The organism is Pseudomonas sp. DE0010 (genome assembly GCF_007680745.1).
In the GTDB taxonomy this organism is placed as follows: domain Bacteria; phylum Pseudomonadota; class Gammaproteobacteria; order Pseudomonadales; family Pseudomonadaceae; genus Aquipseudomonas; species Aquipseudomonas parafulva_B.
In genome coordinates, this window is record NZ_VEJQ01000012.1 from 71,620 (window position 1) to 93,034 (window position 21,415).

At 58.2% G+C, this 21,415-nt stretch carries 21 protein-coding genes; 7 read left to right on the forward strand and 14 right to left on the reverse strand.

Annotated elements, in window-relative coordinates; translation table 11 throughout:
• Positions 1-50: 50 nt before the first annotated feature.
• Both FS767_RS11425 and FS767_RS11430 read right to left on the reverse strand, forming a co-directional pair.
• Entirely contained in the window at positions 51-746 is a 696-nt protein-coding gene (locus FS767_RS11425) for a hypothetical protein (protein WP_256674263.1), read from the reverse strand.
• Positions 747-920: 174 nt separating this feature from the next.
• A complete protein-coding gene (locus tag FS767_RS11430; protein ID WP_144965532.1) occupies positions 921-1,280 on the reverse strand; it encodes a hypothetical protein in 360 nt (119 codons plus the stop codon).
• 126 nt (positions 1,281-1,406) lie between these two features.
• On the opposite strand from FS767_RS11430, the gene FS767_RS11435 reads away from it, so the two are divergent.
• Entirely contained in the window at positions 1,407-1,652 is a 246-nt protein-coding gene (locus tag FS767_RS11435; RefSeq protein WP_144965455.1) for a helix-turn-helix domain-containing protein, read from the forward strand.
• Positions 1,653-1,817: 165 nt separating this feature from the next.
• Here FS767_RS11435 and FS767_RS11440 read toward each other — a convergent pair whose 3' ends face one another.
• Positions 1,818-2,786, reverse strand: a complete 969-nt coding sequence (locus FS767_RS11440) for a DUF932 domain-containing protein (protein WP_144965458.1) — start codon at positions 2,784-2,786, stop codon at positions 1,818-1,820.
• 773 nt (positions 2,787-3,559) lie between these two features.
• Between FS767_RS11440 and FS767_RS11445 the strand changes: the two genes are divergently transcribed.
• Positions 3,560-3,799: an AlpA family transcriptional regulator gene (locus FS767_RS11445; RefSeq protein ID WP_144965460.1), complete on the forward strand. Its 240-nt coding sequence runs from the start codon at positions 3,560-3,562 to the stop codon at positions 3,797-3,799.
• Between the two features lie 311 nt (positions 3,800-4,110).
• On the forward strand, positions 4,111-5,196 hold the full coding sequence (locus tag FS767_RS11450; protein ID WP_144965461.1) for an inovirus-type Gp2 protein: 1,086 nt from the start codon (positions 4,111-4,113) through the stop codon (positions 5,194-5,196).
• A gap of 1 nt (position 5,197) precedes the next feature.
• On the opposite strand, the gene FS767_RS11455 is transcribed toward FS767_RS11450, so the two are convergent.
• The 10 genes from FS767_RS11455 to FS767_RS11500 form a co-directional block, all read right to left on the reverse strand.
• Positions 5,198-5,857 (reverse strand): hypothetical protein, encoded by a 660-nt coding sequence (locus tag FS767_RS11455; protein WP_144965463.1) that lies wholly within the window; start codon positions 5,855-5,857, stop codon positions 5,198-5,200.
• A gap of 44 nt (positions 5,858-5,901) precedes the next feature.
• Complete coding sequence (locus FS767_RS11460; protein ID WP_144965464.1) at positions 5,902-7,113, reverse strand: integrase arm-type DNA-binding domain-containing protein; 1,212 nt, start codon at positions 7,111-7,113, stop codon at positions 5,902-5,904.
• Between the two features lie 392 nt (positions 7,114-7,505).
• A complete protein-coding gene (locus FS767_RS11465; protein ID WP_078479185.1) occupies positions 7,506-8,207 on the reverse strand; it encodes a helix-turn-helix transcriptional regulator in 702 nt (233 codons plus the stop codon).
• A gap of 185 nt (positions 8,208-8,392) precedes the next feature.
• Positions 8,393-8,920 (reverse strand): inorganic diphosphatase, encoded by a 528-nt coding sequence (gene ppa, locus FS767_RS11470; RefSeq protein WP_023534987.1) that lies wholly within the window; start codon positions 8,918-8,920, stop codon positions 8,393-8,395.
• Between the two features lie 92 nt (positions 8,921-9,012).
• Positions 9,013-9,828, reverse strand: a complete 816-nt coding sequence (locus FS767_RS11475; RefSeq protein ID WP_144965466.1) for a zinc-dependent peptidase — start codon at positions 9,826-9,828, stop codon at positions 9,013-9,015.
• A gap of 15 nt (positions 9,829-9,843) precedes the next feature.
• The gene (locus FS767_RS11480; protein WP_144965467.1) at positions 9,844-10,491 is read right to left on the reverse strand and encodes a DedA family protein; all 648 of its coding nucleotides are present in this window, start codon (positions 10,489-10,491) and stop codon (positions 9,844-9,846) included.
• Between the two features lie 295 nt (positions 10,492-10,786).
• Positions 10,787-11,605 carry an ethanolamine ammonia-lyase subunit EutC gene (eutC, locus tag FS767_RS11485; RefSeq protein WP_144965469.1) on the reverse strand — a complete coding sequence of 273 codons (819 nt, stop codon included), beginning with the start codon at positions 11,603-11,605 and terminating at the stop codon, positions 10,787-10,789.
• A gap of 12 nt (positions 11,606-11,617) precedes the next feature.
• Positions 11,618-13,012 carry an ethanolamine ammonia-lyase subunit EutB gene (locus tag FS767_RS11490; RefSeq protein WP_144965471.1) on the reverse strand — a complete coding sequence of 465 codons (1,395 nt, stop codon included), beginning with the start codon at positions 13,010-13,012 and terminating at the stop codon, positions 11,618-11,620.
• Between the two features lie 46 nt (positions 13,013-13,058).
• A complete protein-coding gene (gene eat, locus FS767_RS11495; RefSeq protein ID WP_058605306.1) occupies positions 13,059-14,507 on the reverse strand; it encodes an ethanolamine permease in 1,449 nt (482 codons plus the stop codon).
• Between the two features lie 163 nt (positions 14,508-14,670).
• Complete coding sequence (locus FS767_RS11500; protein ID WP_028687655.1) at positions 14,671-16,191, reverse strand: aldehyde dehydrogenase family protein; 1,521 nt, start codon at positions 16,189-16,191, stop codon at positions 14,671-14,673.
• Positions 16,192-16,445: 254 nt separating this feature from the next.
• Here FS767_RS11500 and FS767_RS11505 point away from each other — a divergent pair, with 254 nt between their 5' ends.
• From FS767_RS11505 to FS767_RS11520, 4 genes are all read left to right on the forward strand, one after another.
• A complete protein-coding gene (locus FS767_RS11505) occupies positions 16,446-18,392 on the forward strand; it encodes a sigma-54-dependent Fis family transcriptional regulator (RefSeq protein ID WP_144965472.1) in 1,947 nt (648 codons plus the stop codon).
• 65 nt (positions 18,393-18,457) lie between these two features.
• Positions 18,458-19,807: a UDP-N-acetylmuramate:L-alanyl-gamma-D-glutamyl-meso-diaminopimelate ligase gene (gene mpl / locus FS767_RS11510; RefSeq protein ID WP_144965474.1), complete on the forward strand. Its 1,350-nt coding sequence runs from the start codon at positions 18,458-18,460 to the stop codon at positions 19,805-19,807.
• Positions 19,804-20,433 (forward strand): flavin prenyltransferase UbiX, encoded by a 630-nt coding sequence (ubiX, locus tag FS767_RS11515; RefSeq protein ID WP_144965475.1) that lies wholly within the window; start codon positions 19,804-19,806, stop codon positions 20,431-20,433. The genes mpl and ubiX overlap by 4 nt, the downstream gene beginning before the upstream one ends.
• The gene (locus FS767_RS11520) at positions 20,430-20,717 is read left to right on the forward strand and encodes a YceK/YidQ family lipoprotein (RefSeq protein ID WP_144965477.1); all 288 of its coding nucleotides are present in this window, start codon (positions 20,430-20,432) and stop codon (positions 20,715-20,717) included. Before ubiX ends, FS767_RS11520 begins: the two co-directional genes overlap by 4 nt.
• A 35-nt stretch (positions 20,718-20,752) precedes the next feature.
• On the opposite strand, the gene FS767_RS11525 is transcribed toward FS767_RS11520, so the two are convergent.
• Positions 20,753-21,397, reverse strand: coding sequence for an oxidoreductase (locus tag FS767_RS11525; protein WP_058605301.1), 645 nt, complete (start codon positions 21,395-21,397; stop codon positions 20,753-20,755).
• Positions 21,398-21,415 lie beyond the last annotated feature (18 nt).

Here is a 21,415-nt window from a genome sequence, read left to right on the forward strand (position 1 = left end):
GTATTCAAAGAGAAACCAAAAAATAAGGCACGGAATTTCCGTGCCTTATTTTAGTGAATGCCTACTGGCTTGTCATCTTTATTATAGCAAATAGGATGTTCGCAGTAGCCGCCAGCGTTCAATACCTCTATTTCGTAAATTTCAGGGAGGTACTCTTTAAGCTGAGCCTTAGGCACCTTCTGACCGTTAATTGTACAATCATCATCTGAGCGTGGGTTGCACCAGGCTTCTTTTACTTCGATTGTTCTTGTGGGTTTTGTCATGGGCTTTTCGTCGATCTGTGTCTCGTCATCGACTGACTCGTCGCTCGTTGCGTTCGCGTCCAACGAGTAGGCAGCAATAGAATCTCCTGCGCTAGTATTACTGATGCCATGATCAAGTAAGAAATTCTGAAGTGCTGTGCGTGCTTGGGCGTAAGTAACCCCTTTCCCTTTTTTGGCCGGCCCCCCATCCATGCGATAAGCAATTGGATAGCCATCCTCACTTTCATAAATGTAATAGTAAATGGAAAGACTAAAGCTAAGGTCTTGGCCATACATACCGTAGATGCCTGAGCCATTGGATGCACGGCATGTGCCTCGCACGCATTTCCCGCTGATGTGGTTACTGAAGGTGATGTTGCGCTGTTGTTGTTCACTCCACTGAGTGATGTTTCTTGGAACGTTATACCAAGTGCAACGATAGAATTTCGCCCCATACTGATTTTTGGCCTCCGCACAAGGAATGGCATACGGCAAGTCGTTCATGGTTTGTTCATTTGGCAGCATGGGCGGATACATGTATCCGTAGTCAACCTCGGCTTGAACGTTTAGGGAGAGTGCGAGGGCAAGACAACTGGTTGCTTTTAGTATAGCTGACTTAATTTTCAATTTATTAAAATCTCATGTGCGCGCTGTTGCGCTAGTTGATATTGTTGTCTTTTATTTTTTATAGATGACTTTTAGTTTTTTATTGACGTAGTCTTTTATGATTTCATAGTCGGGGTTGTAGGTGGCTAGAGTATGACCGGTGCTGACCACGGTAGCAGCGGCGGCTAAAGCGACCCCGATGGGGAGAGAGGTAGCTCCAATAACTGTGCCCAATATGCCGCCCTGAGCTATAGCACCTTTCAGATCGACTTTTACTCGACACTTTAGATTTAGGCTTTCTATCCTTTTTTCAATAATTGCTACACTCTTGGTGAATTGACCTCTCAAACCTATAACCTCAAATGATTTTTTGGCTTTTAAAAGGGCTTCTATTTGATATTCGTTTAATCCATTTACTGTTGAAAGAGACATATTTTCAGATTCTCTGTAGCGGGGGTTAGGAAGGTCCACTGCTAGCTCTGCTCTACATCAAAGAAACGTCTAGATGGGTCGTAAATGCCGTGGCCATGGAAGCATCATAGCGCGACGATTTTCGCCATGGCAAGAATCTCTGCGACTCATGATAAAGACGGCGACCTGGTACAGCTTGGTGCGGCGGTACGCGCACGGCGACTAGGGCATACGCTGTCGCAAGAAGCCTTGGCGGATGCTGCCGGGATCGATCGTTCCCACATGGGGAAAATAGAGCGAGGGGAGAGGAACGTTACCTTTTTGAATATCCTTCGGATCGCGACTGCTTTGCGCTGCAAACCGTCAGATTTGCTCATCGACGCAGGATTATGACCTTTCCATCAACCAGCGGTTTTTTCGTAAGCCGTTCTTAGTTCCTGGACCTGCCCATCCTTTGCGTAGTTCAGTTGCGGTGTAACAAACCCTGTTCCCATCGGACATAAGGCACCCAGCCAGTAGGCACTGGCTAGGTGGTGTTGGTGTGCGAAACTGTTCAGGTCAGGCCACGAGGCATAGAGCCGCATCCAGTGCTCTCTTCTTAATGGCTGCACCTTGTCCAAACCATGCGGAGTCGATCCGGTATTCAACGCTCCTTGCTCGCCGCTCGTGGTCGACATATTCGGTCACGGCGTTGAGCAGTCCCCACGCGGTACCTTTAGCGGACTGCAAGGTCGAGCCTCGACCTTGTCCTTCATACAGGCTTTGTACTTTGCGTAGTGCTCGTTCGTTGGATAGTACTTCAGGAATGGGGCTGTTAGCAGGGGTGTCACACAGCACGCTGAGGAAGAAATTCATCGCTTCCGGCCACTGCACCCTACGCTCTGCGAGCATGTGCATACGTTGCATGAATTCGTCCCAGTGCGATACCGCGATCCCCAACTGCTTCTTTACCGCCTGTGGATCAAACTGAGTACTGTGCGGAACCCTGATAGCGCGGCTTGCCCCATCCAGGGCAATGGTCAGTGTGTTGTTGCAGACGACTCGAATGGTGGTGGGTGTGGCGGTGGTAGCTAACGTACCGTCGCACGAGGTAGCCAGTAGTAGATAGCCATTCACTTCATCATGACCCGCCAACGCAGCGGTTTGCCCTGTCCGAGCCAATGCCCAAAACTTACGGCCTCCTTTTAGCACTCCCGCAGTTTCCAGTTCATACCCAGAGACCTCAGTTAAATCGCGGTAAAATTCCAGCACATCTCGAGGCTGCACTACTTGGTAACGCTGTGAGACTACTGAAAGCGCTGCCTTGGTGTCGGAGCGGTAGAGAACCTTCTGTTCTGGGAATGTATAAATTGATCCCAGGTTACCTACCGTGTTGGCCTTGAAATGGACGGGACTGTCTTCTATGCGCCAGTTCATACCGGCTTCTTTCTGCCAGACCTCAATAGGTTGTTTAGGTGAGAGCGCGGAGCCGAGGCCATGCCACGGTGCATGCCCGACATAGGCCATTTGTTCAACATAGTGAGCCATGTGTGTTTTCTCGTTCGGTAGGTACGGCAGCGCTACTGATATTTATCAGCAGCGAGCGTGCATATGTAATTTAGTTGTCAATCTTCTTGATTTGCTTAAAATGTGCGTTGAACTGGTGCGGGGGTTGTGAGGAATACATGCGGAAAGAGCAATTACATAGGTTGCATTGGTAGGCGTCGAAGACATAGTGATCAATTACTGTGCCTACCTTCGCTCCTGCAATACATCCTGCTGCACCACTTACAAATGCCGCAGTAATAGCCGAGGCTAACCGCCCGATTATGGTACTCAGCCCAACACTTGGGCTACTGGTTATGGGGATGACGCTGGCGCCGATAGACATGGCGGACAACCCTCTCAGTACACCGCTAACTCCGCCGATTGCGGCACCTGCTTTCTTGGCTATGGCCGGCTTCACGACGGCTAATGAGCCGCAATGTGGACATCTATTCATTCTTTAGCTTCCAGTTTGTTGAATGTATTAAGGGCTATTGTTGACTCGTGAGCGTCATGTAAGGCCAAAATTCTTTCGAGTAGAATCATGGCATTGGTAAAGCGAACCGAAGCTCGTTCCCGCGCTGAAATGTTGGTTCCTGTTTAGCGGGGAACTAACTTTTCGCACTGGCAGGTTGGCTTTGAGCTTGCATCCGTCGGTGTCATGGTCGGAGGATTCTGGTTATCCTCCCGGGAATTTTTTACTGGGTGTTAAGTCGAGTGAATACAGACAGAAAGTATTTTACCTTTGGGTTTCATTACAACCCGAGGTATCTACCATGCAGCAAGCTTCGGCAATACATCCAAGTGTTATCAGGCTCAAACAGCTCTCAGTTAAGGTGGGGCTGTCGCGATCAACCATTTATGATCGTATCAATCCAAAATCTTCGCGATACGACGCAACGTTTCCTAGGCCTTTTAAATTAGGAAAATTTGCCGTGGGATGGCTGGAGGAAGACGTTAATGCTTGGCTACATCGGTGCGCTAGCTCCACCTGTACCGGTGATAATCCGGCATAGCTACCAGTACTAACTTTCATTTTTCAATTTGTAAATGTTCCCGGCGCGCGTTGGAGTTTTCTGCCCGATTCGTTGGTCTGGCCGGAGGAAACGGAGAGCCTGAATATTGGTATCTATGTTATATCTAGTATTTATTCCTACTATTTACCTCTAGTAACCATGTGCAATGCAAGTCATGCTAGATGCATTGGTCTGTAGGAGGTATGTAACGATGAGCAGAGCAGTAGCCACAGATAGCTTCCGCGTGTGCAATGTTAGTGAGCGCTCTTCGTGAGTGATCAATAGAGTGCTGAACAGTATAAGGTAAGTCTATGAAATTCGATGATGAATTGGAGTTCTACTTTGAACATGGGTTGTGCATGTACGCGGATGTCAACGGTGAGACGGTTGAGCAGTACACCGATCAAGCGTTATTGGCGAGTGATATCCGTTCGATTGTAGACGTGATGGCGCGCCTGAAGGCCTTTCAGAAGGGATTGTTTCTTCCTCGTACAACAGCAATGTCTAAGCAGAAGAAGGTCAGGGCGCTGGAGCAGGACTGTCTAAGCTTGCTAAAGGTGGATTTTGGGATGATCAAGGAGGTTTATCCCTATCATGAGTTTAACCCGCTGCTGAGGGTCTTTATGAAGTACTTTGCTGGGGTGGAACTGAGGTCGAATGTATATAAGGTCGAGTTGGTTCTGGCTGATGAGTTATCCCTGCTTCACGACTTAACCGAAAAGGTAAAGCAAGAAATTCGGGGGGTAGAGTTTCAAGATACTTTGAAAAGTTTCTGCCGGTCTGCCAATAAGAATTATAAAAGCCTTGTTGAATACATTGATGCGCTATTTGTTTGTTACGCTAGGATGCTAGTAATTCGTGTCGATTTCACCTATCGGAGCCAGTACTGCGTTCCTCGAGGGGAAACAACTATCAGCCATGCCGAAGCCAGGATGCACCGCATAGCCCTACTGAAATATCTTAGGAGCTCTAAATCACTGGGTGTCGTAGGGTATGCATGGAAGCTGGAGTATGGTCTTGATAAATCCTACCATTATCACTGCTTGTTATTTTTGAATGGGGTTTATCATCGAGAGGATATTGTCATTGCCAAGCTTCTGGGTGAGTACTGGGTAGAGACTGTGACGGAAGGGAAAGGGATTTACTATAACTGCAACAAAAACAAAGCGGCGTTTGAGAAGAAAGGAATCTTAGGAGTTGGTATGATTAGCCATCATCAGACCGGCCTCAGGGCGGGGCTAAAGCTTGTCGCGGCGTATCTGACCAAGCCGGATTACTTTATCCGGATGATCGCACCTGACGGAGGCAGGTGCTTCGGGAAAGGAGGGAAGGTATTTCCCAAGCAAACCAAACGAGGTAGGCCCAGAAAGCAGCCTGATGTGCTACCAAGTGAATAGCTTATTCACTGGTGCCAAGAAAGGCCGCTCGGCATTCGGAGCCTTCCTCCTTCATCCACTTTGTGATGAGGTTGGCAAGATGGGCCTGAGTAAGATTCATGTTTGACTTTTTATTTAGCTTTACAGCTTCATCGTAGATACAGTTCGCAGCGTCTCGCTCTTTCTTCCAACCTTCCTTTGGTCGCAGCGAGCTGATTAAGACTGCCATTTTTCTCTGGTTTTCTTGACTGCTCTTTGATCGCCCTCGAGCCCCTTCATTAATTCGAGGTTCGACCAAGCCACTTGCATATCCTTCGTAGTAGCTAGCGTGGCAGATGAGTTTCGAAGCGCTAGCGATGGAGCCTCTCTTACACTCCGCGTCGAATAGAAGGAGGTAGGTGAGTGCGACTAGAGTGTTTTTTCGTTCTGGTGTGACTTGCGAGGCGTCTACACTCATCCCCCACTGAGATATATTCTGGTCCTTGTGCTTTTCTCCCGTCTTAATTTGGGCTTCTATACTGTTTCTGATATGGTGGTAATCATCAGAAAGAGAGTGTGTTATCAGGTAATACAGTGACTCTTCAATCCTGAGTCTCTCCTTATTCCAGTTTGTTCGTAGCTCTTCTTTTAGTTGCTCAAGCTCATGCAAGGCTTGAAATTGATGTTGCGACGAATTGCTCATGTCGACTCCCTAAAGGTGGTGCTTGATATAATAGGTGCTCAGACTTATAAATTGCCGGTGAACGTTGGGTTTAGGAAAGTCGCCCAGTCCCTCATTAGTAATCGGCGTTTATCGAGGAAGTCTGATCGCGAATAGGCCCCTTCAGTCTGATCGCGTTCATCATGCGCCAACGCCATCTCGCAAACCTCGCGTGGATAATGAGTGCATTCACTGGCCCAGTCACGAAACGAGGATCGAAAGCCGTGTCGTGTTACATGTTCATACTCCATGCTGTGTAGGAGCGTACGTATCGCGTTTGCGTGCATTACTCCTGTCTTGCCCTGGCCTGGAAATAGAAAGGCGCTTTCCCCGTTCCGCGGAATACTCTTCAACAGCTTTACGACTTCGTCAGCAAGCGGGATTATGAAAGCTACCCGCATCTTCATTCGCTCACCTGGTAGCGACCAAGTCCCAGCTTCTAGATCAAATTCATCCCAACGAGCGAACCTGACCATGTGAGCGCGTGCGCTGGTCATGATCAACAGTTGAGCAGCCCAAGATGGAGGCGTGGAGTTTGCCCTGAGCTTTATCATCAGATCCGGCACATCCTGCCAGCGCAAAGCCTTAAAGTGCTCACGCTTCCGAGCCTTTTTCTTTTCAGCACGACTCAGCAGGTTGTCTAAGTGCCCGCGCCAGCGAGCAGGGTTTTCACCCTGTCGTAGATTCCGTGCCTTGGCGGCGTCCAAGACTTGTTCGATCTGTCCGCGTAACTCGTCGGCGGTTCGAGTCTTAGTCGCCCAGATGGGTTGCAACACCTTGAGCACCTCGGGAGTACCGATGTCTGCGGCTGACAGCTTGCCTATGTGATCAAACGCATACAGCTCCAGCTTTCGCATCCAGCCTTTACGCCACTTCTCCGACCACGCCGCGCCGTGAGCATCACGGTATTCCGTTGCAAGAGTCTCGAATCTGAGTTGCTTGGCTTCACTTGCTCGCTGGGCTTCCCGTTGAGCAGCGCGCGCTATGTCGCGAGCGGCCAATGGGTCTATGCCATCACTCAGTTGGGTGCGTTTAGCACTGGCATCTTGTCTGGCCTTCTTGAGACTCACCTCAGGGAACGAGCCCAGCCCCATCTCTCTACGCCGGCCCGCCAGCTGGAAGCGAAACAGCCAGGATTTACGCCCGGTAGGTTTGACGACCAAGCGAAGTCCGTCTCCATCTTCATAAGTGCCGGGTTCGGTAAGGTTTTCGACTTGTTTCGGATTCAGTTTACCCATTGGATTTCCCCTATCGTCCCTTTTGTCCCCCCACCTGTCCCCCCACTTCATCGTCGGATGAGGTCAAATGGTGTTGAACACCATCGGACAGGGGAATGCCTGAAGCGCCCGTTATAGCTAGGTTATCGGCAGTATGCTCAGATGGGATAAGATTATTTCGGACAATTAAAAAGCCGGCTTGTGGCCGGCTTCTCGGGGACGCTTCCGACTAATTTATGGTAAGCCGCAATCGCCTTAACGGTGTGGCCAAAAGAGGCCTGAAAGAGATGGCTGATGCCCGTATGGGGTATCGCCGAGCCCTCTGGACTGCGGCTTGCGCCGGTCGGGGCTGATGTGCGCGTAGCATACAAGGGCACGCACCTGATGCCCAGCAAAAAATGGCACAGGGTGTTTCAACCGGGTCGTTGCCGGCGAAAATGCGACCAGTGATAGACCCACCCCAGGATCTCCAGCCCTTGCGCCTGGCGCTGGCTGGGGGTCAAGCGCTCGACGGCGTAGTTGTGCCGGTCATGACTATGCAGGTAAAGCGTGCCGTGCTCGCCCATGGTCAGGTTATGCACGCGCAACGCGCCATTGATCAGCAGGGCATAGGTTTCGCCCTCGACGATCTGGGTCATGCTCATGTCGATGGCCAGGGTCGCTTCGACGGGGATCAAAGGGGCCATGTTGCCGCCTGGCATGGCCATGCAGATGGACGTGTCGTGTTTGACGCCCAGCATTCGCAGGGCGTTGGCAGGCAGGCGCAGGGCACGCCCTGACACCTTGCACAGCAGGCCATTGCGCACCTCGTGGAACGGCACGTGTACCACGCGCCCGCGATGAACGGCACGCGGAATGGGGGCGTCTATCGGCACCGGGCGTGGCGGACAGGTGCGCAGGATGGCATTGGGATGTTTGGCGCCTTCGCCGGTGCGCAGCCAGCGACGGTGCACGCAGAACAGGTCGGCGAGCTCGTCCAGGCGAGCCAGCGGCACCCCGCGATTGAACCAGTTGTTGACGTGCTGAGGCGTCACGCCGCGCTGGGCTGCGAAGTTTGCAGGGGTCAGGCCGCATTCCTGAAGAAGGGCTCTTAAACGTTCACCAGATGTGTTCATGGAGAAAGTGTAGCGGCACGGTGCCACCAAGGGTATGAACAGGATGTTGATGTGCGGAAGGGGAGATGTAGGAGCAGTCAGACGCGGGTGTAGGACGTTTTAGAACGCTTAGGCCTAGATTGGCTGTGAAGCCTATCGCGCGCCAAAAAAAACCCGCCGAAGCGGGTTTTTCCATGCAATCAGGATCAACCTTTGTAGGCTTCGACCGATTTGGTGATCGCAGCGCGGGCGGCGTCGGCGCCGTCCCAGCCTTCGATCTTGACCCACTTGCCCTTCTCGAGATCTTTGTAGTTGGCAAAGAAATGCTCGATCTGCTGGATCAGCAGGGCAGGCAGGTCGGTGTATTCCTTCACGTCCACGTACAGCTGCGACAGCTTGTCGTGGGGCACTGCGATGACCTTGGCGTCGCCGCCGCCATCGTCGGTCATGTTCAAGACACCTACCGGGCGGGCGCGGATGACCGAACCCGGGGCCACTGGGTAAGGGGTAACCACCAGCACGTCCAACGGATCACCGTCGTCAGCCAGGGTGTTGGGGATAAAGCCGTAGTTGGCCGGATAGAACATAGGGGTGGCCATGAAACGGTCGACGAACAGCGTGTCGCTGTCCTTGTCGATCTCGTATTTGATCGGCGCGTGGTTGGCCGGGATCTCGATGGCGACGTAGATGTCGTTCGGCAGGTCTTTGCCCGCCGGAATCTTGCTGTAGCTCATTGGGCAGTGCCCCCGTGTTTGACCAAAAAAGTGGCGGCGATTATAGGCATATTCCGACGGGGCATGCCACGTCTGGCCCAATGGACCGGGCGCTACACGGGGGGATGGCGATAGTCGGGATGCTCGTGTTGCAACCGGGCCAGGCGTGCAAGCGGGTTCTGCCGGTAGAACAGCGACAGTTGCTGGTAGACCTCGGGGTAGGCCTGGTGCAGCAGGTCGGGGGCGCTGAAGAAGTACTCGCTGGTCACGGCGAAGAACTCGGCGGGGTTTTCGGCGGCATAGGGGTCAATCGGCGTTTCGGCTTCCGGATCCAGGTCGAGTTGTCGGTTGAGGTCGTCGAAGGCCTGTTGCATGGCGTTCGCCCAGCGTTGCACAGCCATGTCGCTGTGCAGGGGAGGCAGGCCATTGGCATCGCCGTTGAGCATGTCCAGCTTGTGCGCAAGCTCATGGATGACCAGGTTGTAGGCTTCCCAGCCGCCACTGCCGAACACGCCATTGCAGGCCAGGATGATCGGGCCCTGCTGCCAGGCCTCGCCACTGTGTTCGCCGTCCCAGGCGTGCTCCACGCCGCTGCCGTCCCGGTGGCGCTGCGGGCTTTTGAAATCGTCGGGGTAGAGGATGATTTCGTGAAAGCCCTGATACCAGTTCAGGTCACCCAGGTGCAGTAACGGCAGCTGAGCTTGTGCCGCCAGCACCAGGCGTTGCTCATCGTCGAGCTCGACGCCTGGCAGGCACGTCAGGTGCTTTTCGTTCAGGAACAGGATGCTGGCCTCGCGCAACCATTGGTCCTCGGCGTCGTCGATACCGTCCAGTATGGGCAAGCGCTCGCGTACGGCTTGCCATTGCTGGACGCTGATCGGGAAGCGCGCCAACGTGCGCTTGCGCCGCCAGGCGCTGAACGACCACATGCCCGATCAGGCGCCTCAGTGCGCCTTGGCCGGGCGACCCAGGCGGGTGCGCAGCAGGCCGAGAATCATCGGGACCAGCGACAGCAGGATGATACCCACTACCATCAGCGACAGGTGCTGCTTGATGAACGGCACGTTGCCGAAGAAGTACCCCAGCGTGACCAGGCCGCCTACCCAGAGCAACGTGCCGGCAATACTGAAACCGAGAAAGCGCGGGTAGTGCATGCGGGCAATACCGGCCACGAACGGCGCGAATGTGCGCAGGATGGGCAGAAAACGCGCCATGGTGACCGTTTTGCCGCCGTGACGCTCGTAGAAGTCGTGGGTGCGCTGCAGGTAGTCGCGGCGGAAGATCTTCGAGTTCGGGTTGCTGAACAGGCGCTCGCCGGCCGTTCGCCCGATCACGTAGTTGGTGCTGTCGCCCAGGATGGCGGCGATCATCAGCAACCCGGCCAGCAGGACAGGGTCCATGCCGCCGCCTGCAGCGACTGCACCGGCGATGAACAGCAGGGAATCACCTGGCAGGAAGGGCATCACCACCAGCCCGGTTTCGCAAAAAATCACAGCAAACAAAATGGCATAGATCCAGGGCCCGTAATTGTTGACCAACAGATCAAGGTACGCATCGAGATGGAGGATGAGGTCCAGCGGGTTGAAATCCATGTACAGCACCTGTGGTCTGGGTCGAAGGCTCGGTGACCTGGAGGAGTGAAATTTCACACATGACAAGTGGGCCATTATACGGCGAAGTCAGGATCACGCCCGCAGAGTTTGTAGCGAGGGGTTACGGCAGTAGGAAGGCGTGAGCTGCGTCGTAGTACGGCAGACAGACACCGAGGCCGTGGACATCGTTCATCGTCCACGCTCGCCGCATGGAGGATTCGGCGAGCGTGTTCAGTGGCCCGCCTGTAGCGAGCAGCAGGGCAGCCGGTGCAGCACCACCCTCCTGCGCAGGTGCTCAGCCCTTGCCCAGAAGAAAGTTACCTTTCTGGCTGGCCAGTTCGTCACTTTCCAGGCTGTGAACTTCAGCCTCATCCTTGAGGTTCACGCCTGACAGCTGGCGCCGACAGGCTTCACGCATGAGGTACAGCAGCCGATGCGCGGCCATGCCATAGCTCAACCCCTCCAGGCGAACATTGGAAATGCAGTTGCGGTAGGCGTCGGTCAGCCCGACCCTCGGGGCGTAGGTGAAATAAAGCCCCAGGCTGTCCGGCGAACTGAGCCCTGGCCGCTCACCGATCAGCATCACGGTCATGCGAGCGCCGAGCAGCTCGCCCACCTCATCTGCCACCGCCACGCGTCCTTGCTGGACCAACGTTATGGGCGCGCAAGTCCAGCCTTCGGCGTTGACCTGCTCCTCAAGGCGCGTCAGAAACGGGAGCGTATGACGGTGTACCGCCAAGGCGGACAGTCCGTCGGCGACCACGATTGCCAGGTCGACCCCGCCTGGGTTGGCCTGGGCATGCTGGCGCAAGGTGGCGACCGAATCCTCGTTCAGGCGCCGGCCCAGATCGGGCCGCTGCAGGTATTGATGACGGTCGGTTGCGGCGCTGTGCAACACCAGGCTGTCGCGCCCGCGCTGATCAAGTTGTGCCGTCAGCTCAGTCACGTCGAATGGCAGGTGCACGGCGTCCCGAGCCTGGGCATGGGCGAACTGGAAGTCCAGTTGCGCACTGGTCGGAAGGCTGGTGCCCACGCGCCCCAGGGCGATACGGGCGGGGGTCAGGTTGCGCAGGGCCAGCCAGGGATTTTCGGGGGTGGGGGTGCGGTTATCCATGATCGGCGATTCCTATGCAAGCTGTGCCAGGGCCTGCCGGAAGGCTGGCGGCAGGTTGTCACCAAAGCGTATCCGGCCGTCGGCCTGGGTGAAGATGCCGGTGCGCGCCAGCCATGCTTCGAACTCAGGCCCAGGCTTGAGGCCCAGGGTTTGGCGGGCATACAGGGCGTCATGGAACGAGGTGGTCTGGTAGTTGAGCATGATGTCGTCCGAGCCGGGGATACCCATGATGAAGTTGATCCCGGCGACCCCCAGCAGCGTCAGCAGCGTGTCCATGTCGTCCTGGTCGGCTTCGGCATGGTTGGTGTAGCAGATGTCGCAGCCCATTGGTACGCCCAGCAGCTTGCCGCAGAAGTGGTCTTCAAGGCCCGCACGGATGATCTGCTTGCCGTTGTACAGGTACTCCGGACCAATGAAACCGACCACGGTATTGACCAGGAACGGCTTGAAGTGGCGTGCGACGGCATAGGCGCGGGTCTCGCACGTCTGTTGGTCGACACCATGATGAGCGTTGGCCGACAGCGCACTGCCTTGGCCGGTTTCGAAATACATCAGGTTCTGCCCCAGGGTGCCGCGCTTGAGCGACAGCCCTGCTTCGTACCCCTCCTGCAATACGTTCAGGTTGATGCCGAACCCCGCATTGGCCGCCTCGGTGCCGGCGATGGACTGGAAGACCAAGTCCAGTGGCACGCCCCGGTTGATCGCCTCGATCGAGGTGGTGACATGGGTGAGCACGCAGGACTGGGTCGGAATGTCGTAGCGCTGGATGATGGCATCGAGCATTTCCAGCAGCGCACAGATGGAAGCGGTGCTGTCCGTGGCTGGGTTGATGCCGATCATGGCATCGCCGTTGCCATACAGCAGGCCGTCGAGAATGCTCGCCGCGATACCGGCCGGTTCGTCGGTGGGGTGGTTGGGCTGCAGTCGGGTCGACAGGCGCCCGCGCAGGCCCATGGTGCCTCGAAACTGGGTAACGACGCGGATCTTCTGGGCCACCAGCACCAGGTCCTGGACGCGCATGATCTTCGACACGGCGGCGGCCATTTCTGGCGTCAGCCCCGGCGCCAATGCGCGCAGGCTGTCTTCATCGGCCTGCTCGCTCAACAGCCAGTCACGCAAGCCGCCCACCGTCAGGTGACTGACCGGTGCGAACGCCTGTGCATCGTGGGTATCGATGATCAAGCGGGTGACTTCGTCGCTTTCGTAGGGAATCAGTGCTTCGCTCAGAAAATGCGACAGCGGAATGTTGGCCAATGCCATTTGCGCAGCCACGCGCTCGCCATCGCTTGAAGCCGCGACCTCGGCGAGGTAGTCGCCGGAGCGTGCGGGGCTTGCTTTGGCCATCACCTCCCTGAGGCTGTCGAAGCGATAGACCAGGTTGCCCACGGTGTGTACGAAACTTGCCATGCAGATTCTCCAAGGCCGCGGGGTGGCCCGCGGCGAGTGTCGTCGATCAGTGCAAGGCCTCTTCGGCCTTCTGGATCGCGGCGAATTCCTCTTCTGGCGTGCCCGCTACCAGGTGGTGACGGCTGTAGAACGCAAAGTACGCGATCAGCACCGCATAGATCACGGCAGCGCCGATCACCACGCGTGGGTCGACCAGGAAGCCGGCGACCACGGCGATACAGGCCAGCACCAGGGCCAGGCCCGAGGTGAAGATGCCGCCTGGGGTGCGGTAAGGGCGCTCCATTTTCGGGCGACGGATGCGCAGGGTGATGTGCGCCGCCATCATCAGTACATAAGACAAGGTAGCCCCGAACACGGCAACCAGGATGAGCAAGTCGCCTTGACCTGTCAGCGACAGGGCAAAACCGATGATGCCCGGAATCACCAACGCCATGACCGGCGCCTTGCTCTTGTTGGTCTCGGACAGCTTGCGCGGCAGGTAGCCGGCCCGCGACAGCGCGAAGATCTGGCGCGAGTAGGCATAGATGATCGAGAAGAAGCTGGCGATCAAACCTGCCAGGCCCACCAGGTTGACGAAGCTGCCCATCCAGGTGGAACCGCCGTAAGCTTTGGCCAGCGCCTCGACCAGGGGGTTACCGGAGGCCTTGAGTGCTTCGGAGCCTGCGCCGCCGGGGCCGACGATCAGGATCAGCAGGGCGAACGCCACCAGCACCAGCATCGCGCCAATCAGGCCGCGTGGCAGGTCGCGCTTGGGGTTCTTGGTTTCTTCGGCGGCCAATGGCACGCCCTCTACCGCCAGGAAGAACCAGATCGCATAGGGGATGGCTGCCCAGACGCCTACATAGCCGAACGGCAGGAAGCTGCTGGCCCCTGCGGCATCGGTGACGGCGATGTCGAACAGGTTGGCTGCATCAAAATGGGGCACCATGGCCACCAGGAACACGGCCAGTGCAACGGCGGCGATGGCGGTGATGATAAACATCAGCTTGAGCGCCTCGCCCACGCCAAAGATGTGGATGCCGATGAACACCACGTAGAACGCCAGATAGATCATCCAACCGCCGATGCCGAACAACGATTGGCAATAGGCACCGATGAAGGTGGCAATGGCCGCCGGCGCGATGGCGTATTCGATCAGGATGGCGGTGCCGGTCAGGAACCCGCCCCAGGGCCCGAAGGCGCTGCGGGCGAACCCGTAGCCACCGCCGGCAGTAGGGATCATCGACGACAGTTCGGCCAGGGAGAAGCACATGCACAGGTACATGGTGGCCATCAGCAGGGTGGCGAGGAACATGCCGCCCCAACCACCTTGGGCCAGGCCGAAGTTCCAGCCGGCGTAGTCGCCGGAGATGACGTAGGCAACGCCCAGGCCGACCAGAAGCACCCAGCCGGCGGCGCCTTTCTTGAGTTCACGTTGTTGGAAATAGTCTGAACCGACTTTCTCGAAATCTACGGAAGAGCCTGCCGGGCTACCGGCTGGGTGTTCGCTTGGCATGGTTTCACCTGTTCTTTTTCTTGGTGGCCGCAAGGGGTTCGGGCCGCTGGTGATCTGTACTGCAGGAAGCGAGCCAGAGCGGTTGGTGCATGACAACCGCCCTGGACAAAGGGCCAGTCAACACCGGCCTTCACCGTGACCGGCGAAAAGACCGGCGCAGGGCTTAGAAGAAGCCCAGCGGGTTGATGTCGTAGCTCACCAGCAGGTTCTTGGTCTGCTGGTAGTGATCGAGCATCATCTTGTGGGTTTCACGGCCTACACCGGACTTTTTGTAACCACCGAAGGCCGCGTGCGCCGGGTAAAGGTGATAGCAGTTGGTCCAGACACGCCCGGCCTTGATGCCGCGGCCCATGCGGTAGGCACGGTTGATGTCGCGGGTCCAGACCCCGGCGCCCAGGCCGAACTCGGTATCGTTGGCAATGGCCAGGGCTTCGGCCTCGTCCTTGAAGGTGGTGACGCTCACCACCGGCCCGAAGATTTCCTCCTGGAACACCCGCATCTTGTTGTTGCCCTTGAGCAGGGTCGGCTGGATGTAGTAACCGGTGGCCAGCGCGCCTTCGAGTTTCTCGACCTTGCCCCCGGTCAGCAGCTCGGCGCCTTCCTGCTGGGCGATCTCGAGGTAGGACAGGATCTTCTCGAATTGCTGTTGCGAGGCCTGCGCACCGACCATGGTGTCGGTGTCCAGCGGGTCGCCGCGCTTGATCTGCAGCACCTTTTTCATCACCACTTCCATGAACTGCGGGTAGATCGACTCCTGTACCAGCGCACGGGATGGGCAGGTGCACACTTCGCCCTGGTTGAAGAAGGCCAGGACCATACCTTCGGCAGCCTTGTCGATGAAGCTCGGTTCGGCCTGCATGATGTCTTCGAAGTACACGTTCGGCGATTTGCCGCCCAGTTCCACCGTCGACGGGATGATGTTCTCGGCCGCGCACTTCATGATGTGCGAGCCCACGGGCGTGGAGCCTGTGAAGGCAATTTTGGCGATGCGCTTGCTGGTGGCCAGCGCCTCGCCCGCTTCACGGCCGTAGCCCTGCACCACGTTCAGCACGCCCTTGGGCAGCAGGTCGCCGATCAGCTCCACCAGCACGGTAATGCCAAGGGGCGTCTGTTCGGCGGGCTTGAGCACCACGCAGTTGCCTGCTGCCAGCGCTGGCGCGAGTTTCCAGGCGGCCATCAGGATCGGGAAGTTCCACGGGATGATCTGGCCCACCACGCCCAGCGGCTCATGGATATGGTAGGCAACGGTGTTTTCGTTGATTTCCGCAGCGCCGCCTTCCTGGGCGCGGATGCATCCGGCGAAGTAGCGGAAGTGATCGACCGCCAGCGGGATGTCGGCATTGAGGGTTTCCCGCACGGGCTTGCCGTTGTCCCAGGTTTCGGTGATGGCCAGGACTTCGAGGTTCTGCTCGATACGGTCGGCAATGCGCAGCAACACGTTGGAGCGGTCCTGGACGGACGTGCGGCCCCAGGCATCGGCAGCGGCATGGGCAGCGTCCAGGGCTTTGTCGATGTCTTCGGCGGTGGAACGGGGGAATTCGGCAATCGGTTGCCCGTCCACGGGCGATGTGTTGGTGAAGTACTCACCCTTTACCGGAGGAACGAACTCACCACCGATGTAGTTGCCGTAGCGGCTCTTGAAGGAAACCTTAGCGCCTTCGGTACCGGGATGTGCATAACGCATGGTGTGTCTCCTGGCTATTGTGTTTGTGTGGAGTGCAAAGCGTAGAGCAAAGGTTGGGCCATCGTTTTGCACTTCAATGAAATCAAGCAGTTGACGGGTACCGACGCTCTCTGGCGACCCGCGATGTATCGTGCTCGATACAGGCTTGGGTGACAGTGTGTACCGCCAGTGGCACGCCTCGTGGCGGGTGCATTGCAAACCGGCCTGCTGTAGAGGATGCTGGCTTGAGCCTCTATCTGCGGAGAATCACAATAATGCAGAGCAACCCATTCACCCAGCATGCCCGGCAAGTGCACACGGTCGCCCATGGCGGGCGTGTCGAAGGCGGCAGCGACCCGTCCATTGCCCGCTCCTGGCTGCGCTGCCTGGAGGACTACCACCTGGATCCGGCGCTGGCCGAAGCACCGGTGGTCCTCGAACATGGCCGCCTGCTGGAAAGCCGCGAACGCATGCGCCAGGTGCTGCAAATCGCCGATCAGGAAATGAACAGCCTGCACCAGCAGCTTTGCGGTGCTGGCCATGCGGTGCTGCTGACCGATGCCCGCGGGGTGATCCTCAACTGCGTCACCGCCCCCACCGAACGGCGCAGCTTCGAACAGGCCGGGCTGTGGCTGGGCGCTGACTGGAGCGAGGCGCGAGAGGGCACCAACGGCATCGGCACGTGCCTGGTCGAACGTCAGGCGCTGACCATCCACCAGCACGAACACTTTCGTGGGCGGCATACGGGGCTAACCTGCTCGGCCAGCCCGGTGTTCGACCCTCAGGGGCATTTGCTGGCCGTGCTGGACGTGTCTTCAGCGCGGCCCGACGTTTCGCGCCAAAGCGAATTCCACACCATGGCCATGGTGACCCTGTCGGCCAAGATGATCGAAAGCTGCTATTTCATGCGCCAGTTCGAGCATCACTGGCTGCTGCGTTTTCACCTGCAGGCCGAGTCGGTCGGGCTGTTCAGCGAGGGGCTGCTGGCGGTCGACGGCGATGGCCGTATCTGCGCGGCCAACCAGAGTGCGCTGAACCTGCTGGGCCGCGTGCGCGCCGATGTGCAAGGGCAGACCCTGGAGCAGTTTTTCGCCTGCACCCATGACGAGCTGTTCAGCCGTGCCATGCCCGATGGCAGCGCAGCCTGGCCGCTGCTGACCCTGGACGGGCGGCAGGTGTTCGCCAGCCTGCGTGGCCAGGCACGTACGCCGGTCTGGACCGTGCCCGCGGGGCATTCGCGCCGCGTCGTCCGGCAGCCACCGCAGGTCTGCCTGCTGGACCCTGCGCTGCAACAAGATTTTCGCCGCAGTGTGCGGGTGTTCGAGCGCAATGTGCCGCTGTTGCTCAGCGGCGAGACAGGTTGCGGCAAGGAAGCCTTCGCCCAGGCCGTGCATCAGGCCAGCGAGCGTCGGGACAAGCCATTCGTGGCCATCAACTGCGCGTCCATCCCCGAGAGCCTGATCGAAAGCGAGTTGTTCGGCTATCGGGCCGGCAGCTTTACCGGGGCTCGCAAGGATGGCATGCGCGGCAAGTTGCTGCAGGCCGACGGCGGTACCTTGTTGCTGGACGAAATCGGCGACATGCCGCTGGATCTGCAAACACGGTTGCTGCGCGTGCTCGAAGAGCGGCAGGTGGTGCCAATCGGCGGCGAGCCGCAGGCCGTGGATGTTCGCATCATCAGTGCCACCCACCGGGACCTGCTGCAACGGGTTGCCCAGGGTGCGTTCCGTGAAGATCTTTATTACCGCCTCAACGGGCTTGAAGTGGCTTTGCCTGCCGTGCGCGAGCGCAGCGACAAAGCGCAGTTGCTGGACTTGCTGCTGCGCCAGGAAACCCAGGGTCAGCTGATCGAGCTCGACCCCCAGGCGCGTCAGGTACTGCTGGACTACCCCTGGCCTGGTAACGTGCGGCAGATGCGCAACGTGCTGCGCACCCTGGCTGCCCTGTGTGACGAGGGCCGCGTCACGCTGGCAGACCTGCCTGCCGTGGTGCGCACGGCGCGTCGCCAAGATGCAGCGCCAGTGGCCACGGCGGCCTTGCCGGATGAGGGTTCACCGGTACCTGAGAGCAAGACCGCATTGGAGACGGCCGAACGCCAGGCACTGCTGGCCGTTCTCGAGGCCCGGCATTGGCAGCTCACCCGGGTCGCCGAGCATCTGGGCATCAGCCGTAACACGCTGTATCGCAAACTGCGCAAGCATGGCATCACCCGGCCCGACTGACGAAACAGCGGGTGCGATTTGTCGCGCCCTGGGCTACCCTGCCTCGATGTTTTGCGAGGTCGACCATGCATATTCACATTCTCGGTATTTGCGGCACTTTCATGGGTTCGCTGGCGGTGCTGGCCAAGGAACTTGGCCACCGCGTCACCGGATCGGACGCCAACGTCTATCCGCCGATGAGCACCCAGCTCCAGGCCCAGGGCATCGAGCTGACCCAGGGTTATGACCCTGCCCAGTTGGAGCCGGCTCCCGATCTGGTGGTCATTGGCAACGCCATGTCCCGTGGCAACCCGGCGGTGGAGCATGTGCTCAACAAGGGCCTGCCCTATGTGTCGGGCCCGCAATGGCTGGCCGACCATGTGCTGCAGGGCCGCTGGGTGTTGGCCGTCGCCGGCACCCATGGCAAGACCACCACCAGCAGCATGCTGGCCTGGGTGCTTGAGCATGCCGGCATGAGCCCTGGGTTCCTGATCGGTGGGGTGCCGCAGAATTTCTCCGTATCGGCGCGGTTGGGTGATACGCCATTCTTCGTGGTCGAAGCGGATGAGTACGACAGTGCCTTCTTCGACAAGCGCTCTAAGTTCGTGCATTACCACCCGCGCACGGCGATCCTGAACAACCTGGAATTCGACCACGCGGACATTTTCCCTGACCTTGCTGCCATCGAGCGACAATTTCATCACCTGGTACGCACCATTCCCAGCGAAGGCCTGGTGATCCATCCCACGTCCGAACACGCGCTGGCGCGGGTCATCGACATGGGCTGCTGGACGCCCGTGCAGACAACAGGCGACGGCGGGCAGTGGCAGGCACGCCTGCTCAGCCCGGACGGGTCGCGCTTCGAGGTGCTGTTCGACGGGCACGTGCAGGGCGTGGTGGATTGGGCCCTGACCGGTCAGCACAACGTGGCCAATGCCTTGGCGACCCTGGCGGCCGCCCGTCACGTTGGCGTGGCACCGGCGATGGGTATCGAAGGCCTCAGTGCGTTCAAAAGCGTCAAGCGGCGCATGGAAAAGGTCGCCGAAGTGCAAGGCGTGACCATCTTCGATGATTTTGCCCATCACCCCACGGCCATTGCCGCCACCCTGGACGGCCTGCGCAAGCGCGTGGGTGATGCACAGGTGATTGCCGTCATCGAGCCGCGCTCCAATTCGATGAAACTGGGCGCACACCGTGATGGCCTGCCTGAGAGCGTCAACGATGCTGACCAGGTGATCTGGTATGCCCCGGCCAACCTGGGGTGGGACCTGGCAGCCACGGCCGCGCAATGCAAGGTGCCCAGCGTAGTGGCCGACAGCCTCGAGGCGATCATCGAGCAGGTCAAGCGCCAGGCGCGGCCAGGTACCCAGGTGGTGATCATGAGCAACGGTGGCTTTGGCGGCCTGCACGGCAAGCTGGCCGAGGCGCTCAAGTGAGCGGGCCGGAACGCATTACCCTGGCCATGACCGGGGCATCGGGTGCGCAGTATGGGCTGCGCTTGCTCGATTGCCTGGTGCGCGAAGATCGGGAGGTGCACTTTCTGATTTCCAAGGCCGCACAGCTGGTCATGGCGACCGAAACCGACGTACTGCTGCCTGCCAAACCGCAGGCGATGCAGGCGTTCCTGACCGAATACACCGGCGCTGCCGACGGGCAGATTCGGGTGTACGGCAAGGAAGACTGGATGTCGCCCGTGGCGTCGGGTTCCGGCGCACCGGCGGCCATGGTGGTGGTGCCGTGTTCCACCGGCACGCTGTCGGCGATTGCCACGGGTGCGTGCAACAACCTGATCGAACGGGCTGCCGATGTCACCCTCAAGGAGCGTCGGCAGTTGATCCTAGTGCCTCGTGAGGCGCCGTTTTCCACCATTCACCTTGAAAACATGCTCAAGCTGTCGCAGATGGGTGCGGTGATGCTACCGGCCTCGCCTGGTTTTTATCATCAGCCAGAGACCATCGACGATCTGGTCGACTTCGTGGTAGCGCGCATCCTCAACCTGCTGAACATCCCACAGGACATGCTGCCGCGTTGGGGTGAGCATCATTATGGGGTGGATGATTGAAAAGAGGGCTGGCCGGTACGTTGGCTGTGTTGATGCTCGGTGGCTGCGCCACGGTACGCACCCTGGATGGCACCAAGCCAGGGGCGCCTGTGGTGTATGCAGGCACCCGGCTGGATTGGTATGCGATCAGCGGTGGCTGTTGCCCCCAGGCGCGCTTCGGTGTCGACGCGCCCCGGTTTGCCTCCCTCGATCTGCCGGCCAGTTTTCTACTCGATACCTTGTTACTGCCGTTGACCCTGCCAGCCGCCGCCGGCATCTACTATCACGGCAGCGGCGGCTTTTGAGTGCTGCATGCAGCCGCTAGCAACCCGTCAGCGGCTCAGTTTTTCCCCAGCTTGCGCAACTCGTCCGACTCTACGATCCGGATGCCGTCCTCTTCCTCCAGCGCCAGGCGCCACAGCGCTCGGGCCAATGTGCAGGCCTCGATGCCCCGGTACTTGCCAGGCATCAGCTTGGAAAAGGGAGCGGCCAGGGTTTCGGTGAGCCTTGGCTCGGTGCGTTCTCCCAGCAACAGCGACGGGCGGACGATGGTCAGTTGAGGCCAGTCCTGGGCTTTGAGGGCTTCTTCCATCTCGCCTTTGACGCGGTTGTAGAAGATCGAGGATGTCGGGTCGGCGCCCACGGCACTGATGACCAGCAAGTGCCTGGCCCCCATCTCACGGGCTCGCTTGCTGAAGGCCACTACCATGTCCAGGTCCACAGCTTTGAATGCGGACTCCGAGCCTGCCTGCTTCAATGTCGTGCCCAGGCAGCAGTAGGCAATGTCCACGCGGCCCTCCAGCTGGGGCAAAAATACAGCCGGATCGCCTACGGGGTTATCCAGATGGGGATGTTCTGCCAAAGGGCGGCGTGTAGGCGCCAGCACGCGGGTGATGGTGGGCTCATTGAGCAGGCGGTCGAGCAGGTGCTCGCCAGTCAGGCCGGTCGCTCCGGCAAGCAGGACATGCTGAGGCGTCAAGTACATGATGTCTCTCCCTTGTTA

What these genes read in the sequence shown, in the direction of transcription:
- FS767_RS11435 (WP_144965455.1), top strand. Translation starts at nt 1,407, where the DNA reads ATGGCAAGAATCTCTGCGACTCATGATAAAGACGGCGACCTGGTACAG.
- FS767_RS11430 (WP_144965532.1), bottom strand. Translation starts at nt 1,280, where the DNA reads ATGTCTCTTTCAACAGTAAATGGATTAAACGAATATCAAATAGAAGCC.
- FS767_RS11425 (WP_256674263.1), bottom strand. Translation starts at nt 746, where the DNA reads ATGAACGACTTGCCGTATGCCATTCCTTGTGCGGAGGCCAAAAATCAG.
- FS767_RS11450 (WP_144965461.1), top strand. Translation starts at nt 4,111, where the DNA reads ATGAAATTCGATGATGAATTGGAGTTCTACTTTGAACATGGGTTGTGC.
- ppa (WP_023534987.1), bottom strand. Translation starts at nt 8,920, where the DNA reads ATGAGCTACAGCAAGATTCCGGCGGGCAAAGACCTGCCGAACGACATC.
- eutC (WP_144965469.1), bottom strand. Translation starts at nt 11,605, where the DNA reads ATGGATAACCGCACCCCCACCCCCGAAAATCCCTGGCTGGCCCTGCGC.
- FS767_RS11525 (WP_058605301.1), bottom strand. Translation starts at nt 21,397, where the DNA reads ATGTACTTGACGCCTCAGCATGTCCTGCTTGCCGGAGCGACCGGCCTG.
- FS767_RS11445 (WP_144965460.1), top strand. Translation starts at nt 3,560, where the DNA reads ATGCAGCAAGCTTCGGCAATACATCCAAGTGTTATCAGGCTCAAACAG.
- FS767_RS11465 (WP_078479185.1), bottom strand. Translation starts at nt 8,207, where the DNA reads ATGAACACATCTGGTGAACGTTTAAGAGCCCTTCTTCAGGAATGCGGC.
- FS767_RS11505 (WP_144965472.1), top strand. Translation starts at nt 16,446, where the DNA reads ATGCAGAGCAACCCATTCACCCAGCATGCCCGGCAAGTGCACACGGTC.
- FS767_RS11455 (WP_144965463.1), bottom strand. Translation starts at nt 5,857, where the DNA reads ATGAGCAATTCGTCGCAACATCAATTTCAAGCCTTGCATGAGCTTGAG.
- FS767_RS11500 (WP_028687655.1), bottom strand. Translation starts at nt 16,191, where the DNA reads ATGCGTTATGCACATCCCGGTACCGAAGGCGCTAAGGTTTCCTTCAAG.
- FS767_RS11460 (WP_144965464.1), bottom strand. Translation starts at nt 7,113, where the DNA reads ATGGGTAAACTGAATCCGAAACAAGTCGAAAACCTTACCGAACCCGGC.
- FS767_RS11490 (WP_144965471.1), bottom strand. Translation starts at nt 13,012, where the DNA reads ATGGCAAGTTTCGTACACACCGTGGGCAACCTGGTCTATCGCTTCGAC.
- FS767_RS11440 (WP_144965458.1), bottom strand. Translation starts at nt 2,786, where the DNA reads ATGGCTCACTATGTTGAACAAATGGCCTATGTCGGGCATGCACCGTGG.
- mpl (WP_144965474.1), top strand. Translation starts at nt 18,458, where the DNA reads ATGCATATTCACATTCTCGGTATTTGCGGCACTTTCATGGGTTCGCTG.
- FS767_RS11480 (WP_144965467.1), bottom strand. Translation starts at nt 10,491, where the DNA reads ATGGATTTCAACCCGCTGGACCTCATCCTCCATCTCGATGCGTACCTT.
- eat (WP_058605306.1), bottom strand. Translation starts at nt 14,507, where the DNA reads ATGCCAAGCGAACACCCAGCCGGTAGCCCGGCAGGCTCTTCCGTAGAT.
- FS767_RS11475 (WP_144965466.1), bottom strand. Translation starts at nt 9,828, where the DNA reads ATGTGGTCGTTCAGCGCCTGGCGGCGCAAGCGCACGTTGGCGCGCTTC.